The organism is Bacteroides sp. AF39-11AC (genome assembly GCF_003474285.1).
In the GTDB taxonomy this organism is placed as follows: Bacteria; Bacteroidota; Bacteroidia; order Bacteroidales; family Bacteroidaceae; genus Bacteroides.
Genome location: NZ_QROH01000014.1, coordinates 25,936 through 50,312, shown reverse-complemented (window position 1 = coordinate 50,312; position 24,377 = coordinate 25,936). Strand labels below are relative to the sequence as shown.

The following is a 24,377-nucleotide window of genomic DNA, read 5'->3' as shown; positions in this document are numbered from 1 at the left end:
TCTAATCCTCTCATTAAAAAATACCATCCAGAACAAATTCAGCCAACAGACAAAACCTATGTTTTTTAACCTAAAAAAGGCGTATTGACTTCGTTTGAATCCATTTGTCCTCCTTTTTGCGCCTTTTGTACCCTTAATAATATTAACTATTTTACTTAATTTGCACCTGAAAACTTATTACCATAAAAAAGAAGAAAATGAAAAAAGTATTTCTCTATTGTCTGGCAACCGCCTTTTCCACCGGAACATACGCCCAGACTTACAACCGGGTAAGTAGTACGGAAGGTAACCTCTGGCAGCAATCCAAAGTGAAACTGCAACCGAGTGCCGCCCAAACCCCGCTTTTAAATATCAGTGGGACGGAAGAAGGCACCACATTCAAAGCATGGGGAACTACCTTCAACGAACTGTGCTGGGATGCCCTGAACATGCTCACCCGTGATGAACAGGACGATTTGTTGAAGAAAATGTTCTCTCCCGAAGGAGAGCTTCGCTTCAACAGAGGCCGTATTTCGATGAACGCCAACGACTATGCCCGCAACTGGTACAGTTGCGACGAAGTATCAGGCGACTTCCAACTGAAGTATTTCAATATCAACCGGGATAAACTGGCCATCATTCCTTTCATCCGTGCAGCGCAAAAGTATAATCCCAACATGACCTTCTGGACATCCCCCTGGTCTCCTCCCAGTTGGATGAAGGTTAACAATGACTATCCGGTACGCAGTGACAGGACTAATAAAATGTCACCTCTGTCTGATGTAGTACTTTATGAGGATAACACGGAGAAACGCGGAGACGTCTTCCCCCGACAACTCGCAGTGAATGACTACATGATTCAAGACCCACGCTATCTGCAAACTTATGCCGACTTCTTCTGTAAATTCATTGATGCCTATAAAGAACAAGGAATTCCCATCGATATGATCATGTATCAGAACGAAGCATACAGTTATACCCCGTATCCCGGTTGTGCTTGGACAGCTGAGGGTACCGTACGTTTCAACGTAGAGTATCTGGCGCCCACATTAAAGAAACATCATCCGGAAGTAGCTCTCTACCTTGGCACTTTCAATACCAACCGCTATGACTACGTAGATAAAATACTTTCCGATCCACGCATGCCGCAAAGCGTTCAAGGAATTGGCTTTCAGTGGGAAGGAGGACAGATACTGCCTAAAATACGTGCCAAATACCCCCAGTACAAGTATATGCAGACAGAAAGCGAATGTGGTGGAGGCACCTTCGACTGGAGAGCGGGCGAACACACCTTCCATCTGATTAACCACTACCTGGGTAATGGCTGCGAAGAGTACACCTTCTGGAACAATACCCTCTGCGATAACGGTGAAAGTCCCTGGGGATGGAAACAGAACGCTTTGATACACGTTGATTCAAAATCCCGTACGGCAACTCTTACACCGGAGTATTATGCAGTAAGACATTATAGCCAGTTCGTAACACCCGGTTCACGTGTAATAGCCTACAAGCCTTCAACAGAAGGAAGAACACCGGTCTTGGTAGTGGAAACTCCAGAAAAGAAAAAGGTAGTGATAGCCGGAAACTTTAATGATGAGGCTAAAAAAGTAACCGTGAAGTTACGGGACCGTTACCTGAACATTGAACTTCAACCGCACTCTTTCAATACATTCGAGGAGAAATAATTTTTTGAAATAAAAACCATTGAAGAACTTGCTTATCTTTCCTGTAAAAGATAGGTAGGTTCTTTAATGATATAATAAATCTCTTAAGATTGTTTCAGATACTCCGAAGGCAATACCCCGAACTCCTCCTTAAAACACTGCCGGAAATACACCACACTGTTTAGCCCCACTTTGAAAGCAATTTCCGAAACATTATATCTTCCTTCCAGTAGCAATCTTTCGGCATACTGCATCTTTATCTTACGGACATATTCATTGGTAGACAATCCCGTCAATGCTTTCATCTTCCGGTAAAGTGTAGATTTACTCATACACATATTATCAGCCAGATAACCGATATCTATCTTCTCGGATGACAAACGGGCTTCTATCAGCTGATTTATCTTCTCGATGAACTCATTATCCAGTTTATTCAGGGATTCTGCCAGTAAAGCACGCTTATCATTCATATTATGATGTAGAGTGCTGGTACTAAAACGCTCCGTCAGCCGCTTGCGCGACTCAAGCAAATTATGAATACGGCTGTGCAGAAGAGTGGCACTAAAAGGCTTCGTCAGATAAGAATCAGCTCCTACCTGATAGCCTTCTTCCTTATCCTGCAAAGAGTCCTTGGCTGTCAACAGGATAATGGGTATATGACTGGTACGCACATCTTCCTTCAGCATTTTGCACATTTTTATTCCGTTCATTACAGGCATCATGATATCGCTTACAATGATATCGGGAATACAGCTTAAAGCGTGCTCCATTCCCTGTTCGCCATTCGCCGCTGTCTTTACTTCAAAATCATCAGAGAAAGACTCAACAATGTAATTGCAGATATCCTGATTATCTTCCACTATCAACAAAATACGCTTCCCACTGGAAACAGACTCCGGCACTTCCTCTTTTTCTTCCTTTTCATTCACAGTTCTTTCCGGCGAATCGGCATGCAATACGTGAGGATAAGTATTGTCCGTCAATAAGCAGATATAGAAAGTACTACCTGCGCCCAAAGTACTCTCCACCCTTATTTCTCCCTCGTGCAACGCCACCAGATTCTTCACCAGCGCCAAACCGATACCTGTACCCGAAGCCTGATGATCGCCTCCCTCCTGATAATAACGGTTGAAAATATTGGGTAATGCCTCAGGAGTAATGCCAAAGCCTGTATCACCTATCTTTATCTCGGTATAATTGATATTATTCCGCACTACATTGTGCAACCCCAAACTGATAGAGCCTTTCTCAGTATATTTAATGGCGTTTGAAATTAAATTATCCAGAATAATAGTCACTACCTCTTTATCAAAGTACAAAGGCATGTCCTCTTTCTCAAGTTCGATATGGAATTCAATATCCGGCTTACGATTCAGTTCTTTATACTTAAGCCCTATTTCATACACCAGATTGGCTATATTATCATGGGCCACACACAACTTCTTGTTCTGTGTTTCCGTCTTCCTGAATTCCAGTATCTGATTGATCAGGTTCAATAACCGTATAGCACTCTGGTGAATAACCGATATCTTCTGGGCATCTTTATTAGAAAGCGAATTAACCTTCTGCATATCTTCCAGCGGCCCCAATATCAAAGTCAGCGGCGTACGCAGCTCATGTGTAATATTGGTATAGAAACGTAAACGTTCCTGGTTCAGTTCTTGCTCCTGCACATGATTCTTCTTTTCCAGATCGTACAGGACCTCCATATCGAGCTTCTTCTTGTAAGTATAAAAAATAAGGAACAGAATAGCTCCACTCAGTAATACATAGCAGCATTTCGCCCACCAGGTCAACCACAAAGGCGGAACTATCTGAATATCCAGTGTTGTAACTTCGTCCGACCATTCCTGATTCCGGATACGGGTTTTCACCAGAAAATGATAGTCACCGGGAGGTATGTTACGGAAGGTAACGCTATTAGGGTCCGTTACTGTATACCACGCATCTTCGAGCCCCTTCAGCATATAGGCATATTCTATTTGGTTGACGAGTGCATAGTTCTGTATATTAAAAGTAATATTGAAGCTATTCTGCATATAATTCAACTTTACTTTCGACTGCCCGCTAATGTTTACCACTTCTTCATTACTTCCCGCATTCCCTAAAGGGGCAAATATCTTCATTTCTGTGATAACCGCCGCAGGAGCTTCGCGTTTTGCCAAAACAAAATCCGGATTAAAATGGCACAGTCCATTGACAGAACCGAAATAAATCTCCCCATCCTGGTCCTTGGCTACACTGCCACTCATAAAGTTTCCCATCGGTACGTTATCCCAATGGTCATAATTATTGAAAACGCCTTTATCCCGCAAAAAACAACTGATTCCCTTGTTGGTGCTCACCCAAATATTACTGTCAGCATCTTCCGTTATGGCAAGTATATGTGTATTGGCCAGCCCCTCTTCACGACGATAGACTTTATATTCCCAATCGGGTAGGGAGAAGAAACACACCAACCCTTCTCCTGTTCCAATCCATACATTATTCCTGCTGTCTTCATAAATTGCGTTGATTGTATTAGAAGGAAATTGATTCTCAGTATTGAAGAGCTTGACATCCTGCAACTCACTATCGCCCATTCCTAATCCACTTCCAAAAGAACCAACCCACAGACGACCTCGGGAGTCTTTCATAACACACCGCACCAAGTTGTTCTCAAACTCATAATGTCCTACGACCTTCTTATCTGCCAAATCTACTTTATAAATACCCCGACTGGTACCGATCCATAGCATATGCTGATTATCTTCATAAAGTGAACGGATATCTTCATGCTCCATTTCTTTGAGAAAGTTCCGTTGGAATATCTTTCTCTTCGTATCATAATAGCTCACTCCGCCCATAAACAACCCAAACCACAAGTTATCTTCCGAATCACGCAATGAAGCCAATACGGAATTTCCACCCATATTTTCAGTATCCTCCTGATAAACGGCTATCCGTTTACCTTTATCAAAAACATTGATTCCGTCTCCATCCGTTCCGATCCACAATTTACCCTGGCCATCCACACAAACACTACTTACCATTTTATTATTCAAACGGTTCATTGAATTCTGATTCGAAGAATAATTATAACCGTTAAACAGTGGCGGCTCATAGCTAAGGAAGTTTATTCCACCACCCCATATACCTGCCCAAATATTCTTGAATGAATCCTGGAAAATACACCGTACACTTGAATTGGACAGACTATATCCATCATCTCCTTCTTTGATATAACTAAATTGAGTCTGTTCGGGTAACAGGAACAGGCGCTGCGACAAGTCCATTATGGCTATTCCACCAAATTCCATAGCTATCCATAGTTTATTCCCATCAAGTTGCCGGATATCATAGATGTAACGCGAAAGATTTCCATCTGTAGTAAACCGAATAAAATTCTGCATCTGCGGATTAAACAATGCCAATCCCTTGTTTGTGCCGACCCAGATATTATTATTCAAATCCTTATATATGCATCTTACTTCATTCCCCGGCAAGCTGCTCCGGTCTTTCGGATCATGAACAAAGTTCTTCACCTTCTTATCTTTAATCGAGAGGATACTGAGACCATGGTGTACATGTCCTACGTACAACTTGCCATCGCCCCCATCGGCAACTGTCCAGACATGATCGCTAACCAATCCAGGTACAGTCCCCATATTATAGTGAGAAAAGCGGCCTGTTTTTTTATCGAAGTATTCTATCCCTTTCCAGTAAGTCGTAACCCATAGATTCCCATCAGCGGCGGCAACTATATTCGTTACATCATCTGTGCTGATACTTTCCGGTGAAGCCTCATCATGCCGATAAAATGTAAATGTATCGTTCATATAGTCGTAAGCATTCAATCCGGATCGTTGTGTTCCGATCCAAAGAATAGAATCTACTGAATCATCAAGCAGGCAGTTCAACTCATTGCCTGTGATACCATAGTCATTCGGTGTTTCATTCTTATAGTAGGTGATGAAGCGCGTACCATCGAATTTATTTAAACCTTCTTCAGTTGCAAACCATAGGAAGCCTGCTTTATCCTGGGCTATACTGATCACATAGTTGTTGGAAAGTCCCTTTTCAATTCCCAATTGCCGGATAGCATAAGACTGTGCCGACAAAAGTGCAGGCAATAACAGGAAGTAAAGTAAAAATCTGCTTTTCATAATATCAGCTTTCTATTGCAAGCCAAAAATAGAAATAAAATCTCTATTCCGAATGTACAAATCCAGGTATTGCATGATTTATACCCCTAAGCTGAATGATTTATGCTAGGCATGAGAGGTCGATATCGCTTATATTTGCAACAATGAATCTAAATTAATCATAACCCCATGAAAAATGCTCTTACACTGGCTGTTCTCGTGGCAGCCTTTCTGGTAGCCTGCCCGGCTCGGGCGCAAGTCTCATTCGGTAACGCCTCTAAGTTCAACGACGGATGGCTCTTCCGGCTGACTGACGACTCAACCATCGTAAATCCCACTTTCGACGACACTCAATGGCGCAAACTTACACTGCCGCACGACTGGTCCATTGAAGGACAACTGTCGCCCTCACTGGCCAGCTGTACGGGCTACCTGCCGGGTGGAATAGGCTGGTATCGCAAGCATTTCAACATCACCGACAATGCCGCACGCCATTACATCTACTTCGAAGGAGTATACAACCGTAGCGAAGTTTATCTGAACGGCCACCTGCTTGGTAAGCGCCCCAATGGTTACATCTCATTCCTTTACGATATGACCCCGTATTTGAAAGAAGGTGACAATGTATTGAGCGTACGTGTAGACCATAGCCGTTATGCTGATTCCCGTTGGTATACAGGATCGGGTATATATCGTGACGTATGGCTTATTGCTGCCCCCGAAATACATCTTGCACAATGGGGCACAGGCTGGTATGCTACTTCTCTGACTGACCGACAGGCCACCATAGCCGTTGATATGGAAGTACAAAAACATATAGCTACCCGTGAGAAACTGGAACTCTCGGCCACACTATACGATGCTGCGGGCAAGCAAGTAGCACAACGCCGTACTCGCGTTTCCGACAGGAAAGAAGGTATCACCAAAGAAACCCTCACACTGAAAGTAACTAAGCCTCACCGCTGGAACCTGAATGATCCCTACCTCTACACACTGAAAGCTGAATTACTCAGTAATGGAAAGCGTATTGACGGTTGTGAAACCAAAGTAGGACTCCGCACACTGGACTTTGACCCTAATAAAGGATTCGCACTTAACGGCAATTGGATGAAAGTCAAAGGTGTATGTCTGCACCACGATGCCGGTGTACTTGGCGCCGTAGTGCCGCCTGAAGTATGGGAACGCCGCCTGAATAATCTCAAAGAAATAGGTGTGAACGCCATCCGTATGAGCCATAATCCGCAAGCTCCCGTCGTATACGACCTGTGCGACCAATTAGGTCTGCTTGTCATGGATGAAGCTTCTGATGAATGGGAATTCCCAAAACGTAAATGGATCAAAGGGTGGAATAAAGGTGAACCGGGCTTTGATGGCTCTTTTGACTTCTTTGAAGAATGGATAGAGCAGGATGTCACCGATATGGTACGCCGTGACCGCAATCATCCCTCCATCTTCCTGTGGAGTATCGGCAATGAAGTAGATTATCCGAATGATCCCTATTCCCATCCTATTCTCGATGGAGCACAAATCAACCAACCTATGTTTGGCGGCTATAAGCCCGATGCACCCGATGCCATGCGTATCGGAGTGATAGCCAAACGCCTGGCAGCCCGCGTACGTGCTGTCGATACTTCTCGTCCTGTAACAGGAGCTCTGGCAGGTGTCGTGATGTCCAATGAAACAGAATATCCCGATGCTGTTGACGTAGTGGGATATAACTATACAGAAAACCGCTACGATGAAGATCATGCCATTTACCCTAAACGTGTCATCTACGGCAGTGAAAACGGTTCCGGCCTTGATGCCTGGTATGCGGTGAAGAACAAAGAATTTATCTTTGGACAATTCATCTGGACAGGTACGGATTATCTTGGTGAATCGGGAGCATGGCCTTCCCGAGGGCTCTACACCGGATTACTCGATTTCGGTAGCTTCCCCAAGCCTCGCGGACATTTCCGTGCTTCACTGTGGAGTGAGAAGCCGGTTACTTATATCGGTACCTATCCCATACAAGCCAGATTCAAGAACTCCCAACGTACTTTCCTGTCACCCGATGCATGGGACATCTGGAACTATGATTCCGGTCAGGAGATACGCGTAGTTTGCTATACCAATGCACCGCAAGCGCGTCTGTTGCTCAACGGGAAAGTAGTAGGCAACATGAAGCCCTATGACGAAAAGAGTGGTATCATCTACTGGGATATTCCCTATCAGGCAGGCGAACTGAAAGTTGAAGGTTGCGATACCAACGGAAATATTGTTTCAAGCTATTCGATTCAATCTTCCGGTCGTCCTTATGCCCTTCGGGTCAGTGCAGACCGCACTACTCTTTCCTGCGACCGTGCCACAGCGCATCTTATTGTAGAAATCGTTGACGAAAATGGCACAATCGTGAAGCTTGGAGACAATGATATCACTTGCACTATCGAAGGTCCGGCACGCCTGTTAGGGCTCGAAGGTTCCGATAACAGGGATATGAGCGACTATACCGACAATCACCACCGTGCTTTCCACGGCCGTTTGCTTACTTACATACAGACGACCGGTGAAAAAGGTCAGGTTCGTGTAAAGTTCACTTCACCGCTCTTGCAAGGAACAGAAGTTCTTTTGAATGTTGAATAACCTCTAATATATAAAACAGAAAATGATGAGATACAAAGTATTATTACTCGCTTTAGCAATAACTACTTCGTGTTCGCCACAAGCAAATATAAACTATCAGATTGTTCAGGAACAGCCACTGCAAGTCATGGAGCATTTCAGTGCTTCGGATGCCTGGAGCATGCACATCATAGGCAAATGGCCCCAGGAGAAGCAAAACCAGGTGGCAGACTGGTTATTCAGTACAGAAAATGATGCTGATGGAAAGCCCATGGGAATCGGGCTTTCCCTGTGGCGCTTCAACGTAGGTGCAGGAAGTACCGAACAGGGTGAAGCGAGCCAGATAGGTTCTCCCTGGATGCGCACCGAATGTTTCTTGCAGCCGGATGGAAGTTATAACTGGAACAAGCAGCAAGGCCAGCGCAATTTCCTGCGATTGGCAAAAGAACGGGGAGTCAATAAATTCCTGGCATTTCTGAACTCTCCCCCGGTCTACTTCACCCAAAACGGACTTGCTACCAATACCGGACGCAACGGTACACTTAACCTGAAAGATGAACATTATGAAGACTTCGCCCGCTTCCTGGCAAATGTGATAAAAGGAGTGGAGGAGAAGGATGGCATCAAGTTCGATTACCTTTCGCCTTTCAATGAACCGGACGGTCACTGGAACTGGATAGGTCCGAAACAGGAAGGTACCCCAGCCACCAAAAAAGAGATAGCACGTGCCGTACGCCTCATCAGTAAAGAGTTTGTGAAAGAAGACATCGATACGGAAATCACCATTTGCGAATCATCGGACTACCGTTGTATGTTCTCTACCCACATGACTAATCACGAGCGCGGATACGAAATACAGTCTTTCTTCTCACCGGACAGTGTGGATACTTATCTGGGAAATACCCCGAACGTATCGCGCCTCATCGCAGGACATAGTTACTGGACAAATACACCGCTCAATAGCCTGAGAGATTACCGTCGCCAGTTGCGTGATACATTAGATAAATACAAGGTCGACTTCTGGCAAACGGAAACCTGCATCATGGGAAATGATGAAGAAATTGGCGGTGGCGGCGGATTCGACCGTACCATGAAGACAGCACTTTACGTAGCACGTATCATTCATCATGATATTGTTTATGCAGGGGCGCGTAGTTGGCAATGGTGGCGAGCCATAGGCGGTGACTACAAAGACGGATTGATACGTGAATACACGAATCCGGATTTGCAGGATGGAAGAGTAGAAGACTCTAAATTGATGTGGATCTTAGGAAACTACAGCCGTTTCATCCGCCCAGGCGCTGTACGCATGGCTATTACGGCAACTGATAAGTCCGGACAGATTGTTCCTGAAGGAGATACAGACCAGAAAGGCCTTATGTGTTCCGCCTATAGAAACACAAACGGCCAATGGGTAATGGTAATCATCAACTATGCTGATCAGGAGCAAGAGTGCACGTTCCGTGTGAATGATCCGAAAGTCAAGTCATGGCAAGGTTACCGTACATCCGATATACCGGGTGAAGACTTGTTACCCATTAAAAAACTGAACAAGAGACAACCGGCAGTTATCCCTGCACGTTCTGTCACTACTTTCGTTTCTGAAAATTGAGAGAAGCTACAAGCTACAAGTACCTTTCGGCGTGACAGCGCAGCCACTTGTAGCTCGTAGCTCGTAACTTACTCGCAAACACTCGCTCGATGAATATCTACTACCGGGCTTACTTTATCCATTTTCTCTAACAGTGCTTCCGCATTATGGGCAACCTTGAAATTCATTTCCTCTTCATACAGCGGAATTACCTGATAGAAGTTCACCTCTTCACCATTAGGTAACCGGCAGACATCCGCACCTTTCTTCACAGTCTCAGGATTAATCAGCATCACACCGGAGAAGCGGGTGTTTTCGGCAAACGGTTCACCATTCGGCACTGTATGCCCCCAGCCCAGCCAAGAGTCTTCTCCTATCGGCAGGCGGGCAAGTATCTTCAACCAACGCAACGGCCAGTAATTCTTTTCCGAATGGTCATACACATTCCAATCGGCAGGAAGGTATATCACCAGCTCCGCACGCTCCAATTTATACTCCGCCAGTTCCTGGGGCACATTCATCCGATGAGCACCCATACCGCCGGTAATCAATGTATAGTAATTCCTCTTGCGCGTCGGTTCGATAATATAGATATCCACGTGAATATCGGGTGAGGCTATTTCATGGAAGACATTCTTCGATTTACCGAAATACTTGTCGATATGAGCTTCAAGGGCATCCATCTCTTCGGCCTCATACATTTCAGGATTGTAGGGCGATTCTCCGCCTTTACACAAATCAATGAATTCCTTCACATCGTCATCATCCGGGTCCAACTCCAGAGAACGTTCAAAAGCCTTCTGTGCCTTTTCCAACTGATTCATATAATAATAAGCATACCCCAGACGATAGAACCAAAGTGCGTCTTTATCTTCTTCTTCTACAGTAAGAAGGCAATCAATGGCCTTGAGATACTCTTCCTGATTATTATAAGCGCGTGCCAGAAGACCTGTTAACTCTGCATTCCACTCTTCTTCGGGAATTGCCAGAATGGCGTCCACTATCTTCTGCTCCTCATCGTCCGTATGCCATTGCTCTATCTGCTCAAGCAGTTTGTCATACTTGTCTTCCTTGCTTGCAGTCAGATGTTCGACAAAGTCTGTAGAGAAAGCCATAGCTTCTTCTTTTCCTCCACACAAGATTGTGAAAAGGGTAAATTGATGTTCGGTGATAATCTGGCATTGGCACATGTATTCACTGTCGCTTCCATCCTCTTCGCCACCCAAGTCGTAAAGCCTGCATTTACCATTATTGAAGAATTTCTCCTCAACCAGTACACTCTCATTATCTTCCAGATAGTTCACCTCATCAGCAAGGACGGAATAAGCCGATATACGCACCAGATGCCAGTTTTCATCTACTCCATCATAATAACCACGGGAATCTTCTTCCTCAAAATAAAGGTAATGGCCCGGAAGAACAAAACTGAGATTCCCCATTTTATACGTTACTTTCCCTTTACGGTAACCTATCGGAAATTCATGTACATAGTCCGGCAAGAAAGAAACATCTACCGGTTCTTGCTCCGCTAAACGGCAAAGCAGCAGGTAATCTTTTTTCGGGAAAGGAAGAGAACCATCCATCTCGACAGCTTTCTCAAGATTCTCGATAATAAAGGCATTGATTTCCTCATCTGCATCACTGCGGGCGGAAGGCACGAAATAGCAATCTTCCCACAAGGCACTCAAGGCAATATTTCGATAGAACTGGGCATCACGTTCTTCATTATTCCACATGAAGAACTCGTTTGCCAGTGTTTCAATGCCTTCGTTTTCTATTCGCTTCATGAAATGATGGGGGTTAATACGTCCGAAAGGTGAAACAACTGTTCCTTTCACACCTTGAGGTATGTACTTATCGTAGTCCCAACAGATGGCAGACATATCAGATCCCTGCTCCATACGTTCGCAACAAAGCTTCATAATAGCCTTCAACCATGGATAGAAATGCTCGGAACGCATCCGCTCAAAGTCTCTGTGCTCGTAGTACTCCGTATCATCCTCCACCTCGAAAGAAAGTTCGCTTTGCCGTATCAGTTCACAGGCAATTTCCGTAGCGTATTTGTGAAAACCCGCTCCCAGCAGATTAGTCTGACAATCGCCTGCAATGGTTATTTCATCCCCTTCCGGTTCATAATTAAAGAATATATTTCCCAAACGACAAAGAGATAACTCAGAATAGTCTTCTGTATGGCTGGCAGATATATTGTTCCGGGCTGCAACCGCATCCAGAGATTCCTGAAAGGAAGAGATATTTTTGCACTTTGTTGTTAATCTGAAACCTATGCTCATAATAGTAATATCTTTATTATTAACGATTTATTATTTAATCTTCTGATTCGTCATCCTCCGTTTCAAACAGCCTGTACAAGTCGCAATCCTGACGGAAATCAGAGAGATAGAAGCGATATTGAGGATAATCCTTCAGGAAAGGAATTATCTTTTCCATAAATGCCGGCTTATCGAATAGCAAAAGGTCGATGTAACACGTACCAGTACCAACGGCACCGCCTAATAAAAGTCCCAGGCCTTCCGGAGAAAGCAGTTCTTCTGAAAGGCGGTCTTCCAGTCCGTAGCGGAAATCCAGGGCTTTCTTTGCATCTCCTTCCTTTTCGTTCTCGAACGGGAAAGCAATGAATACAGCCTGTGCACCGAACCGGTTCAGTTGATCGAACAACTCAGTAGAACCGTTATAATAATTAGCTACCAAGGGTTGGAAACATGAACTGCCTGCCACCACATCAAAACGTAGTTCTTCGTTCTCCTGCGGCTCAAAACGATAGCTTGTATAGACTTGCTGCGGATTATCAAACACTTCCTTATCGTGAGCTTTCAGAGTATCTACGATATATGTCCTCAATGCAGGAAGAGATATTGCGTCTTCAAGCGGAGCATCGGCACGTTCCACATCGGCAATATACTGGTACGACAATCCCTCACCCAGCATTATTTCCATCATGAGATAATAGGCATTGTAACTTTGAGCTTCTTCCAGCGAACACAGGTCTTTTTCATAAAAACGGATACTGAAAGCATTGATATCTTCCTGATAAGTAACAGCTACCTGCACCTGATCCATAGCCACATTTACGCCATACATGCCAAATGAGAAACTCGAATCAGTACCTTGGTTGAAAGGGAAGAAGTGCCATTTGTCCTTGAATTGCTCAGGCAACTGCGACACAACATAGGGATAAAGATAGAACAGGGAGGAATGACCTTCAACAGAGAAAGTAAATTCATAGTCCCCACCCAGATTGAAGTGTACCTCTTCGTTTATCAGATCTGTTCCGGCCGTGATAAACTCCACCGCATTTTCACTATCCGACTTCCCACGGTTCTCAACGATCTGCGACAGCTTCTTTTCGTTATCAGTAAACCATTTCCAGAAGTTCTGTACACGTTTACGGAAAGGAATCTTAGTATGCTCGTCAGCATCTGCCCAAGCATCAATTTTCTCTTTTAATGTCTTATCCATTATTTATTGCCATTTAAGTTACCAATTCATAATCTCACTCATCCCCAAAGATAATGATAAGAGTTAAATAGCAAAAACATTCACATAACAATCAGAAATAAAAAAATAAATTCACCTCTACAAATGCTCTCAGAGCACTTACAGAGGCGAAAAAGCGTTTCTTTTAAATAAACTACCCTCCCTTTTGACATTTTGTTTTTTTTGCATATTCAGAATGCTTTCTTTGTGTACGGAAGGAAGGGAAAACGTAAATTCACAAGTGAAAATCCATAGTCAGCAGATTGATAAGCCGATATAAAAATACCAACAACTCTAAAAAAGCGAAAGTATCACCTAAAAGTACCTAAAACAGCCTCTTTCTGCCGGATATACAGATGGCTTGTGTCCGATATATAGATCGCTTGTGTCCAATCTATATATCGGATGTGTTGCATCTATAGATACTGTATGCCGGATGTATAGATCCTACGTGTTGGGAATAGTGATTCAATGTATAAAAAGCGTATAAGTTGTACATAGAATACAGAAATAACGTATTTGTATGCATTAATTCAGAAGTAAATTCTCTATTTTCTGCTTTTACGAGGATGCGCTTGTCAGTAAAAAAAGCATTTTAGCGACACTTATTTCAATATTTTGCAATCTTTCTGACATTGATTAAAAATCCGGATGTTCTATATTAAAGAAAACAGATAAAATTTCACCGAAATTCCTGCCCCGCTAACTTTATTTTGTACTTGCCAGCATCAAGGCAGCATTGGCATCGTTCAGTTCGTAAACAGTCTTTTCAATATTGCTATCATAAGCGTTGCTCTTTGAGTTCCAACGGGCATAACTAAGTTCAACTTCATTGTTTGTATAGGAAACATTCATCTTGAAATAAGGAACCCAGGCCTCTTTTGAACTGTCCCATTTAGAAGCTTCCTTGCTGGTTACACGGTTTTCGTTATCATAAGTATAAGTATAACGGAGGTGGCGGAACAAATGACCGTCTTCGTTCTTAAAGATAGTCTTTGCGGTCATCAACTCGCCGGTCATCTCTTCGTTCTTTACGTACTGAGTAGGATTGCTTGCACTTGCAGAGAAGTTCATTACACTTGCCATTACTACTGCTACCATTACCACTGCTTTAGAAATTAAATTTGTTTTCATAATCGTTATTTTTTTATTGTTATTACTTCTTGATTTTTGAGAGGAAGTCTTTGTCAACCGCCTTCGACAATATATAGTCAATTGGCGTGCCAAAACAATAAAACACTGATTATCAACGAATATTCAATTTTAGGCGATGTTCATTTCCGGACAAGTGTCCGCATAAAAGCGGACAATGGAATGGAAGTTATAAAAAAGCAAATACAAATGAATGATGAATACCTATTTTATACCTTAGGGGGTATAAGCAAGATATAGAGACAAACTATTTATACCCGATATGGTATAAATAAGAAGATAATTATTACATTTGTACCCAAACGGGTATAATATGGAATATATGACTTTAGCAAAATACGTAAAAGAGATGCGTAAGCAGTATGAACTTACACAAGTTGATCTATCAGAAAAGTCCGGCGTAGGCCTCCGCTTTATCCGCGAATTAGAGCAAGGTAAGCAGACTTTAAGATTGGATAAGGTAAATCAAGTATTGAATCTTTTTGGAATGGAAGTAGGTGCCGTTCCAATGCCTAAAAATACAGAATTATGAAGCGAGCATCAGTCCATTTGCACGATTATAAAGCCGGAACATTGACAGACGTGAAGACGGGAAAAAACTCCCTATGGAAGACATGTGTCAATTAGCCGAACGATTAACAGAATACAAGTATAAAGGCTCTTATGAGCAGATAGCGAAACTTATACAACAATATTCTTCTACTCCCAAATTAGATCTCATAAACTTTTGAGAGCAAACAGTATTTTCGTGGATTACAGGAAATGCAGACATGCATCTGAAGAACTTTTCCTTGTATAGTCCAAACAAAGGGTATCATACATTAACTCCTGCTTATGACATGCTTTCAACAGCATTAGTTATGCCTGAAGATACCGAAGAACTGGCACTGACGCTGAACGGAAAGAAAAGCAAAATAAGGAAAAAAGACTTCATCACGACCATCACTTCTTCAGGTGTCGAAGAGAAAATCATAGAGAATATCTTTAAAAAATTTATAAAAGCCCAACAAAATTGGTCGGACTTTATAAAAGGCTCTTTCCTACCGGATGATATGCAAAAACAATATATAAGTCTTATAAACGATAAATTATCCATTATAGTGTGAGGGAAGCCCAATAACTTCCCTCACACTACAATATCAGCCAGATATATTATCCCTACCCGATTCTCCCTTTATTTTAAGAGAGCATCAATCTTTGCCACCGTCTTCGGATAACTGGGTCTCAATCCACTGCCGTAATCCACAATGATCCCATCACGATTAATCAAAAGGAATTGAGGTATGCTGTTCATATCCCAGTGACGCATGATACGATGATAATCATCAGCAGTCGCCCAATCTTCCGAATAGATGCATTCAATGTTCTTCCCCTCCAAAGAGAAACGTTCCAGAACCTTTTGATATGCCTTCCGATCTCTACTTCCACAGATACTTACCATTACAACATCATCGGGCGAATAACGCTTCCGTAATTCCTTTAAAGGCTCCATTTCTGCCAGGCAAGGTGGACAAATAACTCCCCAGAAATCAACATAAATCACCTTACCGGCATACTTCTCCAAAAGGTTGTATACAGGTATCATAAACGGCATTTCTTTCCGTGCAATTGCCCCATCGGCATTATTGCCATAGAGCATATAATGGGATACTTTTTCAGGAGATTTCAGATAACTGGCCTTATCCTGATAGAGTGCAAGCAGAGGTTGCCTCAGATAAGGAGCTTTTACAATAGAGTCTAACTGAACTCTGTTATCAGCTAAATAAGTCGTATCGTTATCATATAAAGATTGAGCTACGGGAAAGAGGGATGAATACGGCAAGATGGCACGATTCCTACAAACCTCAACAATATCCTTGAACTCAAAATCACGCTTTTCTCTCCTGATATGGTCAAAATAGAGGAACCTTTGAACTCTGTCAGCCAGAGAAAACTGACTGGCATAAACAGTCTGTTCCGAAAAGAGAGGATCAAGTTTTGTTAATAGTGCTTTATACCAACTGACATCCTTACCATTTGCCGCTTGGGACATGGCATAGCTAAAAACCGAATAATAATAATCTATCGACAGTAAGTCTGCCGTATATTTCTCAACTTCCGCACCGGGAGAATGCTCCTTCAGAAAGTCAGCACGACGCTCCTGACGACTGGCATACTCTTCTTTCAATTCTTTTTCAAATTCTTCAAAAGTAGCATTATCACCACTCAAATAAGGCCCCCTATAATATCCACCTGTGGTAAAAAGAGCCATATACCGATTCAGTGTACCGGAAGTTCCGGTAATACGGGGATTCAGTAAATCACTGAAATCAATTTCAACATGCAGACTATCACCCGGGTGTACATACAAGTGTTCCGCATAATTGCGAAGAACAACCTCGCGCGTTGAAGCATAAGGACTAAAACGAAAACTGAAGGTACCGTCATCTGCTATAGGGGAAGTATATATTGTTTCCAGATAAGGCAGACAAGGAAGCACAAGCTTTACCTCCTTTTCCTTTGGATAAACCTCCCTATTCAATACACGGCCCGAGATTATCACCTCTTTTGCCAAATCCTCATGATCTTCCTGAGCTCTGCAGCTGAGGATAGACAGAAAAGCAAACAATAAGCATAGATGTTTCATACGTATCTTTTATTAGCGTCCAACAATTAACCGTTCATCCACAAAGATATATTTTTTATCCTTAGGGTAATAAATCTATTCAGACTCTATAACATCACAATAACCACCCGTTGCCGGAACTAATTCATAATGGTATGGAAAGGAATAAAAGTGATTAGTGATTAGTGTTTGGTGATAAGTGATTAGCGCCATTCGGTATATTATTTTTTAGACGCGGATGACTCGGATAACGCGGATTTAAAAGGCTGCGCTATAAAAGTGGATAAAAAAAAGATCCGCGTCATCCGTGTCATCCGCGTCTAAAAGATTATTTATCATTTAACTCATAACCGAAAAGAAAGAAATTTCTTTCGCCAACAGGTAATAACCATACGCTGCTTTTTAGTTCAGCTCTTAATATTTAGTTACATTTACAGCCTCAACGTAACCAATATATACAATATGCAAACGAACTTAAAGGAAATTGCAGAACAATATGGCGCCATGATATCTTCGATATCGCACCGCATGATACAAAACAAGGAAGTAGCAAAAGAAGCCGCCCAGGAAGTCTGGTACGAAATTATCAGGAGTATCGGCTCTTTCAATGGCCAGTCTGAGTTATCTACATGGATATACACAATATGCAAACGTACCATACTGCGCTATGCCCGGAATGAAAGAATCGCCACCATGAACGAATTGAAAGAGTTCCGTGATCTTCCCGCAATTGATCCAGCCGAACAGGACAGAGACGAACACGAATGGATAAAAAAATGCTGTGACTGGTGCCTGACAGCCCAACTCCATTGTTTAACCAATGATGCCCGACTGATATTCATATTCAAGATAAACCTTAACCTTTCCCACAAACAGATCAGCGAAATCATGGGTATGACGGAAGACAATATCAGACAGATTTCTTCCCGCTCCATCAACAAGATTACCCACTTCATGGATGGCACCTGTCCGCTATATAACCCACAGGGGACTTGCAAATGCCGGATATGTAAGCATGTCACCTCACTCAATTTAGAAAAAGAATATACAGCCGTAAAGAAGATTATCCGCCTCGTCGATATTTATCAGAGATTTGAGAAAGAACTTCCAAGAAAGAGTTACTGGGAAAAAATAATGCCCTGAGTTGTCACAGAACGAAAGACTTGCTCACTAACTACTATGTATAACTTAAAAACAAATGAATTATGAGCAAGATTGATTTTCTAAAAGAACAGGTCATCGAATCACGCGATTTTGTAAACCGTCTGGTATCCGAACTCCCGGAAAGTCTATGGTACACCATCCCTGAGAACACCGATTCTAACTTTGCATGGCAGATCGGACACCTGATTATCAGCCAGAACTTCCATGCCATAACCTGCATTACAGGAAGAAATGAAGAGGTTTACAAACTCATTCCGCTTATTGATTACGTAAAGATTTTCAATGGGATGGGGACATTACATCGCTCCGTTGAGGAGAATTTAATTCCCACAGCAGAGCTAAAAAAGCAATTAGATGCCGTTCACGAGATTTGCATCCGCAACTTATCCCTGCTGGACGACCGTATCTTATCGGAGAACTTAGAACCTATTCCTTTCAAACATCCGGTTGCCAATAATAAGTATGAGGCACTGTCCTGGTGCTTCAAACACGAGATGTGGCACAGCGCCGAAATGGAAGCGATAAAACGGGCATTAGGGCACCCTGTCAAGTGGATGTAATTGGGTACATCGGCACAATTAAAAATTGTATAGCAGTTCTTCCAACGTAACACCACTATCCGCCCCCATCTTTTCCATACGGATACGTTTCAGGCGTTTCTTCACGGAATCCCGCTCCAGATGCATCACTTGTGCCATACTCGACTGAGACAATTGCATTTTCACCATGCAGCAGTAACGCAAGTCGTCTTTATTGAGACTTGGGTAAGTCTGCTGCAAGCGTTTCGTAAAGTTGTCGAAGATAATATCAGCATTCTGCACAATGTCATCCCAGTCTTCATCTGAAAGGATGACATTGCCGCCCTTCTCTAATTCTTGTACCACCTTCTGGCTTAATCTCCTGAAAAAAGTTTCCTTCAGCCTTGCTTCTTTTTGTTCCATTTCCACCATGCGGCGAAGACTCTCGGAAGTGGCCTTACGTTGTTTCTTCAGTTCCTTTTCCTGTTGCACGAGCTGATGTTGCTGCGCCATCAGGCGATTACGGTTACGGCGATAGATGAAATATACCGCACTTGCCACCCAAACCAACAGCAAAGAGATTGTGGTCATCCAATACACATTACGCTGCCTTTCCGCAGCCCGGGTGCGCCAATACAGGTTTTCTACCGAAAGCTGTTCATGTTTGTAAAGCTCTTGCAATGCAATGGCTTCCTCAGTATGACGATACTTTCGTATGGTATCGGATAATTCAATAAAGCGTTGTAGCATAGGATAGGCATCTGAAGCACGGCCCATTTTATGATATATTTTCGCCATATTATTATAGGCGTCGGCCACCGAAGAAGGCTCCGGACTGGAGATAACTTTCTGAAAATAGTGATATGCCGAATCATATTGTCCCAGTTTTCCAAACAACTCCAACTTTACTCCATAGAGCGAAAGAATTCTTGCAGTATCTTTAGTCGGACGAAGAGCTATTGATTTATTTATATAATCCAGTGCCTTGGCAGGTTCTCCTTGCTGAGAATAGATACTACCCAGATTTGTATAGATGAAAGGAAGTTGCCGAGGAACAGAATCGGCTAAAGCCGCCTCATAGGCCGCCTGAGCATAGTAAAGGGCGCTATCCAATTGGTTCAGAAACAAATATCCGGTAGAAATATCGCACAAGGCCATATTCTTATAGAACATATTTCCCAAATCCCAAGCCGCCTTCAAGGCTTCTTTGGAATAACGTACCTTACCGGAATATTCTTCCTGATTCAAGCAAACAACTCCCAACCAGGTATTCACCCGGTAGAGCTGCTCATGATTATCACTATTTTGCAGGAAAAGCAGAGCTTTCAGAAAAGATTGCATGGCATCGCTCATCCGGTTAAGCCGTCTGTCCAGATGTGCTTTGCAGTAAAGGGCCCGTTCGGCATAAAGAGAATCGCCCGATTGGCTGAAATATTTAATTGCCGGTAGCAGCAGGGTATCTGTAGCTGCATTCAACTGTTGTTTCCTGTGGACAGCCTCGGACATCAGTAAGGCATAAAGGGCATAGTCACGCTTCGAAAGTTTCTGTAATGGCTCCTTTATTCTGTTCATCACTGCTATGGCACTGTCTGTTTCCTTTTCCGCCATCAGCTTCTCCGCCAAGGCTACGCGATTGTCAGGACCGCAGGAGACCAGCATACTGCCCCATAGAATCATTCCTATCAAACTCTTCAATCTCATCTTCATTATCGTGTTATTCGTACGAATCCATCAACACTTCTCCAGTCTCTCCGTGAAGCAGTATCACTCTGGCCATATCCGGCTGAATGGAATCGCGTATGTCAATCTCCCACACCGGAATATCCTTTTGTCCGTCTATATACTGATTTACACTGACGTGGGTGGTATCCGATAAATTAATATTCCTCAGTTTGGCAAAGATATAAATATCCCTCCATGTATACTTAAAAGCTTTTTCACTTTTTTCGTGCAAGCAAGAGTCGGGCACCTGCATCTGTTCATCTCCAAGAGAACGAACTTCTATTCCTTCCGATACTTTTGTTGCAGTCACCAAGTTTATTTTCCGTATTACGCCCCAACCCAGCCAGCCGTCTTCCAACTCTATTTTGAGATAGATGCCTCGCTCACCGCTGAGCCGGTAGGCCTGGTCAATGGGCAAGTAGATGCGGGTGTAACGGTCACCTTGCATAAATATCTCCCCATAAGAAAATGTATTGAGCAACCATGCACCAGAACGGGGATTATAACTCTTACGCGTCCTGTCGTGTGGAACAATACTGACAATTATATACTCACGGGTCTGCACTCCGGAAGTAAAGCAACTGTTCAGCCAGAACAGAAAGACAACCAGCACATTGGTACATAATCCTACTACAGCACCTTCACACATAAAAGCATAGACGAAGTTTCTCCAATGATACCACTTCCCAGTGCTTTTCTTATAGATATAAACCATGCAGCTACACATCGTTATTGCCATAAGGAGAATAACGATTTTCCGGTTCAATCCTAAATAGCTGCCGGAAGAAAATGCAGTATGCATCAGCATTTCCTCTTCTATATACCACATTCTGCAATGCAACAGGAAAAGAAAGACAAAGACAGGCACCAGGATTTTCCATAATGCTATTCTCCGCTTCGTCTGCTGTCGGGAGGCATCTTCACCGTTAACCGGTTTCTGCTTTGGTCTAAATTTCTTTCTACTCATAAATACGGAAAAGCGAAGTGACTACTTGGTTTCCTCCCACTCTTTTTCCAGTTTACTGTCGATATCATAGAGCTTCCATCGCCCGACACGCCGCCCATTCCGGCATTCACCCACTTCACGTATACGGTCGTTCTTCACGTAGCGCGACTCAAACGGACCGCTCTGCCGTCCATTTATATAGGTGGATATTTCCCAGTAATCATAGCGGTTTGTAACTATCAAGCGACGTTCTTTTCCATTGATACGGCCGTATTGATAGGTGGCTTCATAAATAAGTTCACCATTCTCAGGATCGTACTCACGATAGAGCCCGTCTTTGCGATCATTTTTCATGTAGAACTCACGCTTACGGGTACCGGTTTTCCTATCAAACGAAACATGCAAGCCTTCTTCCCTCCCATTAGCATAGGTTTCTATCATCAGAGTATCACCACTTTCGGCAATCGTAATCCATCGCCCATCTTTCTGGTCATTCTTATAATGCCCCAGTACATGAGGAAGCCCAAAGATAAATATGGAGGAATAATCCCCGTCTTTCTGCCCGTTCTCATTATAATAAACGGTTTCATGAAGCTCATAGGTCCCTTTCATGAAAGTGAATTGCTTGCCTACCTGCTTACCGTCTTTATACGTATGATCCGTGCGCAATGTGCCGTCAAAGTCATAGCTTAATTCCTTACCATCCTGTTTTCCCATGCGGTAGTTCCTTTCGCGTTCCACTTTACCGGTGGTATAGTAGGTTTTGTGTGCACCGTCCAATTTTCCGTCTTTATAAGACTTCTCTTCTTTCAGTTTGCCCTCATCGGAGTACATCTTGAAGACACCGTTTTTGCGTCCCTCTTTATAGGCACCCTCACATATCAGTTTGTTGTACTCATGCTCTTCATACTTACCATTGTAAAGGCCTTCTTTAAAGTCAGCCAAGATATAGGCAGAATGATAGCCGTCTATGATACGATGCTCGCCATTCAAGGGTTTATCAGTCTTCAAATCCCGGAACAGGATGCGGCCGTCTCCCATATTTATAGCTGACACCTGCTCTATCTGATACTCTTTCTGCGCACAGACATTCAGAAAGGCAAAAAGCAAAAGGCCAATAAGTAAAATCAGCTTTTTCATTATGTTCTACAATTAATAAGAATCAGTCATTTTCCGCATCTTTAAGCATCTGCCTTATTACATCCGCATGATCAAGATAATCGTTTCCTGATAAGGTCAGGACATTGGTCAAACCGATAATATTGCTATCAGAATCATAAGAAGTCAGCAAGCAATACATCTCCTGCCCTAATTTATCCTCTTCCACATGAATCTGAACCGGTGCGCTGTATGCTCCGGGCAACTCTGCCAGATACTCAAAGTCTTTCTTGAGAAACGCGTCCAGGATTCTGTTTATATCGGTTTCATCGCGCTTGAACTTCTTCAAACCAACCTCTGTAATCTTACCCCCACTCTCGCTATTATAATAATCGAAATTACTCAAATACGCCGCAAGCAAGCATATCAATACGGCAATCACTCCAACCGTCCGGACCAGCCAACCGGCTATAGGAATAAAACCAGGGAAAATAACAATAATAACAGCAACCACAGCCAATCCATAATATAATTTTGGCTTAACATTGTTCTTTCTTTTTTCAAACTTCACCGGATTTGCTGCATAGAAATCACCCATATAGCTTGGGTAGAGTTTTGTTTGATTTTCCATAAATATTACTTTTTATAATGATTAATAATAGTTCTATCTTTCTTGATTACCGTATGGAAACAAAAGTAAAAAGTAACCTGTAAACAATAAAACAATCGTGGGGGATAAATGAAGGGGACAATCGATAAACTAAACAACTGTTTTTCAAACAATAACTCTATATAAGAGATAGACAAACAAGGGGACATTTACATAAAGGAACTGATTCCATCCATAGTTTTTCATAAAGAGCCAATGGAGAAATAGCATTACCTGACATCAGATATACGTTTTCTTTCTTGTCCCTATATTTTAATAATTACTACTATCAAAATCTACTTTCCTTATCTGAATAATGCCTCCTTTAAGTAATCAGATATTTTCTTTAATTCATCTGTAAGGAAAGCAATTTCTTCCATAACTTGTATTCTAAAACAAAACCAGGATAATGAAATTTATATCTCATCACCCCGGCATTTACTCCCTAATTACTGATGTTTTTATTTTGTACTTGCCAACATCAAAGTAACATTATCATCATTCATTTCATAAACAGTCTTCTCGATATTGTTGTCGTAAGCATTACTCTTGGAATTCCAGCGGGCATAGCTAAGTTCAACTTCATTGTTGGCATAGGAAATATCCATCTTGAAGTAAGGAATCCAGGCCTCTTTGGAGCTGTCCCATTTAGAAGCTTCCTTGCTGGTTACACGGTTTTCAATATCATAAGCGTAAGTGTAACGGAGGTGGCGATACAAATGTCCGTCTTCATTCTTAAAGATAGTCTTTGCGGTCATCAACTCGCCGGTCATCTCTTCATTCTTCACATACTGAGTAGGATTACTTGCACTTGCAGAAAAGTTCATTACACTTGCCATTACTACTGCTACCATCACAACTGCTTTAGAAATTAAGTTCGTTTTCATAATCGTTATTTTTTTATTGTTATTACTTCTTGATTTTTGAGGGGAAGTCTTTGTCAACCGCCTTCGACAATATATAGTCAATTGCCGTGCCAAAACAATAAAACACTGATTATCAACGAATATCCAAATTCGAGTGATGTTCATTTCCGGACAAGTGTCCGCATGAAAACGGACAGTAAGGA

Annotated in this window: 16 protein-coding genes and 1 pseudogene; 7 read left to right on the top strand and 10 right to left on the bottom strand. The window is 42.6% G+C overall.

Translation table 11 applies throughout. The features are described 5' to 3' along the window. The first annotated feature begins 197 nt into the window (after positions 1–197). Positions 198–1,664 (top strand): beta-glycosidase, encoded by a 1,467-nt coding sequence (locus DW036_RS23870; RefSeq protein WP_187374672.1) that lies wholly within the window; start codon positions 198–200, stop codon positions 1,662–1,664. 83 nt (positions 1,665–1,747) lie between these two features. Here DW036_RS23870 and DW036_RS23865 read toward each other — a convergent pair whose 3' ends face one another. Continuing rightward, positions 1,748–5,788 carry a hybrid sensor histidine kinase/response regulator transcription factor gene (locus DW036_RS23865; protein WP_118466484.1) on the bottom strand — a complete coding sequence of 1,347 codons (4,041 nt, stop codon included), beginning with the start codon at positions 5,786–5,788 and terminating at the stop codon, positions 1,748–1,750. Between the two features lie 168 nt (positions 5,789–5,956). Between DW036_RS23865 and DW036_RS23860 the strand changes: the two genes are divergently transcribed. Together DW036_RS23860 and DW036_RS23855 are read left to right on the top strand one after the other, a co-directional pair. Further along, a complete protein-coding gene (locus DW036_RS23860) occupies positions 5,957–8,389 on the top strand; it encodes a sugar-binding domain-containing protein (RefSeq protein WP_118466483.1) in 2,433 nt (810 codons plus the stop codon). Between the two features lie 25 nt (positions 8,390–8,414). Then, positions 8,415–9,980: a glycoside hydrolase gene (locus DW036_RS23855; protein WP_118466571.1), complete on the top strand. Its 1,566-nt coding sequence runs from the start codon at positions 8,415–8,417 to the stop codon at positions 9,978–9,980. A 68-nt stretch (positions 9,981–10,048) separates the two neighbouring features. Here the strand turns inward: DW036_RS23855 and DW036_RS23850 are convergent, their stop codons facing one another. From DW036_RS23850 to DW036_RS23840, 3 genes are all read right to left on the bottom strand, one after another. Then, entirely contained in the window at positions 10,049–12,250 is a 2,202-nt protein-coding gene (locus DW036_RS23850; RefSeq protein WP_118466482.1) for a suppressor of fused domain protein, read from the bottom strand. A gap of 34 nt (positions 12,251–12,284) precedes the next feature. Then, positions 12,285–13,436, bottom strand: coding sequence for a hypothetical protein (locus tag DW036_RS23845; protein ID WP_118466481.1), 1,152 nt, complete (start codon positions 13,434–13,436; stop codon positions 12,285–12,287). 726 nt (positions 13,437–14,162) lie between these two features. Further along, positions 14,163–14,588, bottom strand: a complete 426-nt coding sequence (locus DW036_RS23840; RefSeq protein ID WP_118466480.1) for a DUF3836 domain-containing protein — start codon at positions 14,586–14,588, stop codon at positions 14,163–14,165. A gap of 331 nt (positions 14,589–14,919) precedes the next feature. On the opposite strand from DW036_RS23840, the gene DW036_RS23835 reads away from it, so the two are divergent. Further along, positions 14,920–15,138 carry a helix-turn-helix transcriptional regulator gene (locus tag DW036_RS23835; protein ID WP_118223327.1) on the top strand — a complete coding sequence of 73 codons (219 nt, stop codon included), beginning with the start codon at positions 14,920–14,922 and terminating at the stop codon, positions 15,136–15,138. Between the two features lie 31 nt (positions 15,139–15,169). Then, positions 15,170–15,712: pseudogene (locus DW036_RS23830) on the top strand (HipA domain-containing protein); the annotation flags it as partial. Between the two features lie 68 nt (positions 15,713–15,780). On the opposite strand, the gene DW036_RS23825 reads toward DW036_RS23830, so the two are convergent. Then, positions 15,781–17,232, bottom strand: coding sequence for a TlpA disulfide reductase family protein (locus DW036_RS23825; RefSeq protein WP_118466479.1), 1,452 nt, complete (start codon positions 17,230–17,232; stop codon positions 15,781–15,783). 441 nt (positions 17,233–17,673) lie between these two features. On the opposite strand from DW036_RS23825, the gene DW036_RS23820 reads away from it, so the two are divergent. Together DW036_RS23820 and DW036_RS23815 are read left to right on the top strand one after the other, a co-directional pair. Beyond that, the gene (locus DW036_RS23820; protein WP_118466478.1) at positions 17,674–18,354 is read left to right on the top strand and encodes an RNA polymerase sigma factor; all 681 of its coding nucleotides are present in this window, start codon (positions 17,674–17,676) and stop codon (positions 18,352–18,354) included. 62 nt (positions 18,355–18,416) lie between these two features. Next, positions 18,417–18,935, top strand: coding sequence for a DinB family protein (locus DW036_RS23815; protein WP_118466477.1), 519 nt, complete (start codon positions 18,417–18,419; stop codon positions 18,933–18,935). Between the two features lie 18 nt (positions 18,936–18,953). On the opposite strand, the gene DW036_RS23810 is transcribed toward DW036_RS23815, so the two are convergent. The 5 genes from DW036_RS23810 to DW036_RS23790 form a co-directional block, all read right to left on the bottom strand. Then, positions 18,954–20,594, bottom strand: coding sequence for a tetratricopeptide repeat protein (locus DW036_RS23810; protein ID WP_118466569.1), 1,641 nt, complete (start codon positions 20,592–20,594; stop codon positions 18,954–18,956). Between the two features lie 13 nt (positions 20,595–20,607). Continuing rightward, a complete protein-coding gene (locus DW036_RS23805; RefSeq protein ID WP_118466476.1) occupies positions 20,608–21,582 on the bottom strand; it encodes a hypothetical protein in 975 nt (324 codons plus the stop codon). A gap of 21 nt (positions 21,583–21,603) precedes the next feature. After that, positions 21,604–22,701 (bottom strand): toxin-antitoxin system YwqK family antitoxin, encoded by a 1,098-nt coding sequence (locus tag DW036_RS23800; RefSeq protein WP_118466475.1) that lies wholly within the window; start codon positions 22,699–22,701, stop codon positions 21,604–21,606. A 22-nt stretch (positions 22,702–22,723) separates the two neighbouring features. Next, on the bottom strand, positions 22,724–23,290 hold the full coding sequence (locus DW036_RS23795) for a hypothetical protein (RefSeq protein ID WP_118466474.1): 567 nt from the start codon (positions 23,288–23,290) through the stop codon (positions 22,724–22,726). A 479-nt stretch (positions 23,291–23,769) separates the two neighbouring features. Further along, positions 23,770–24,195 carry a DUF3836 domain-containing protein gene (locus tag DW036_RS23790; protein WP_118466473.1) on the bottom strand — a complete coding sequence of 142 codons (426 nt, stop codon included), beginning with the start codon at positions 24,193–24,195 and terminating at the stop codon, positions 23,770–23,772. Positions 24,196–24,377: the final 182 nt, after the last annotated feature.

Coding starts and splice junctions, on each gene's coding strand:
- DW036_RS23835 (WP_118223327.1), top strand. CDS start 14,920: ATGGAATATATGACTTTAGCAAAATACGTAAAAGAGATGCGTAAGCAG.
- DW036_RS23805 (WP_118466476.1), bottom strand. CDS start 21,582: ATGAGTAGAAAGAAATTTAGACCAAAGCAGAAACCGGTTAACGGTGAA.
- DW036_RS23800 (WP_118466475.1), bottom strand. CDS start 22,701: ATGAAAAAGCTGATTTTACTTATTGGCCTTTTGCTTTTTGCCTTTCTG.
- DW036_RS23820 (WP_118466478.1), top strand. CDS start 17,674: ATGCAAACGAACTTAAAGGAAATTGCAGAACAATATGGCGCCATGATA.
- DW036_RS23870 (WP_187374672.1), top strand. CDS start 198: ATGAAAAAAGTATTTCTCTATTGTCTGGCAACCGCCTTTTCCACCGGA.
- DW036_RS23855 (WP_118466571.1), top strand. CDS start 8,415: ATGAGATACAAAGTATTATTACTCGCTTTAGCAATAACTACTTCGTGT.
- DW036_RS23815 (WP_118466477.1), top strand. CDS start 18,417: ATGAGCAAGATTGATTTTCTAAAAGAACAGGTCATCGAATCACGCGAT.
- DW036_RS23865 (WP_118466484.1), bottom strand. CDS start 5,788: ATGAAAAGCAGATTTTTACTTTACTTCCTGTTATTGCCTGCACTTTTG.
- DW036_RS23825 (WP_118466479.1), bottom strand. CDS start 17,232: ATGAAACATCTATGCTTATTGTTTGCTTTTCTGTCTATCCTCAGCTGC.
- DW036_RS23810 (WP_118466569.1), bottom strand. CDS start 20,594: ATGAGATTGAAGAGTTTGATAGGAATGATTCTATGGGGCAGTATGCTG.
- DW036_RS23845 (WP_118466481.1), bottom strand. CDS start 13,436: ATGGATAAGACATTAAAAGAGAAAATTGATGCTTGGGCAGATGCTGAC.
- DW036_RS23795 (WP_118466474.1), bottom strand. CDS start 23,290: ATGGAAAATCAAACAAAACTCTACCCAAGCTATATGGGTGATTTCTAT.
- DW036_RS23860 (WP_118466483.1), top strand. CDS start 5,957: ATGAAAAATGCTCTTACACTGGCTGTTCTCGTGGCAGCCTTTCTGGTA.
- DW036_RS23840 (WP_118466480.1), bottom strand. CDS start 14,588: ATGAAAACAAATTTAATTTCTAAAGCAGTGGTAATGGTAGCAGTAGTA.
- DW036_RS23850 (WP_118466482.1), bottom strand. CDS start 12,250: ATGAGCATAGGTTTCAGATTAACAACAAAGTGCAAAAATATCTCTTCC.
- DW036_RS23790 (WP_118466473.1), bottom strand. CDS start 24,195: ATGAAAACGAACTTAATTTCTAAAGCAGTTGTGATGGTAGCAGTAGTA.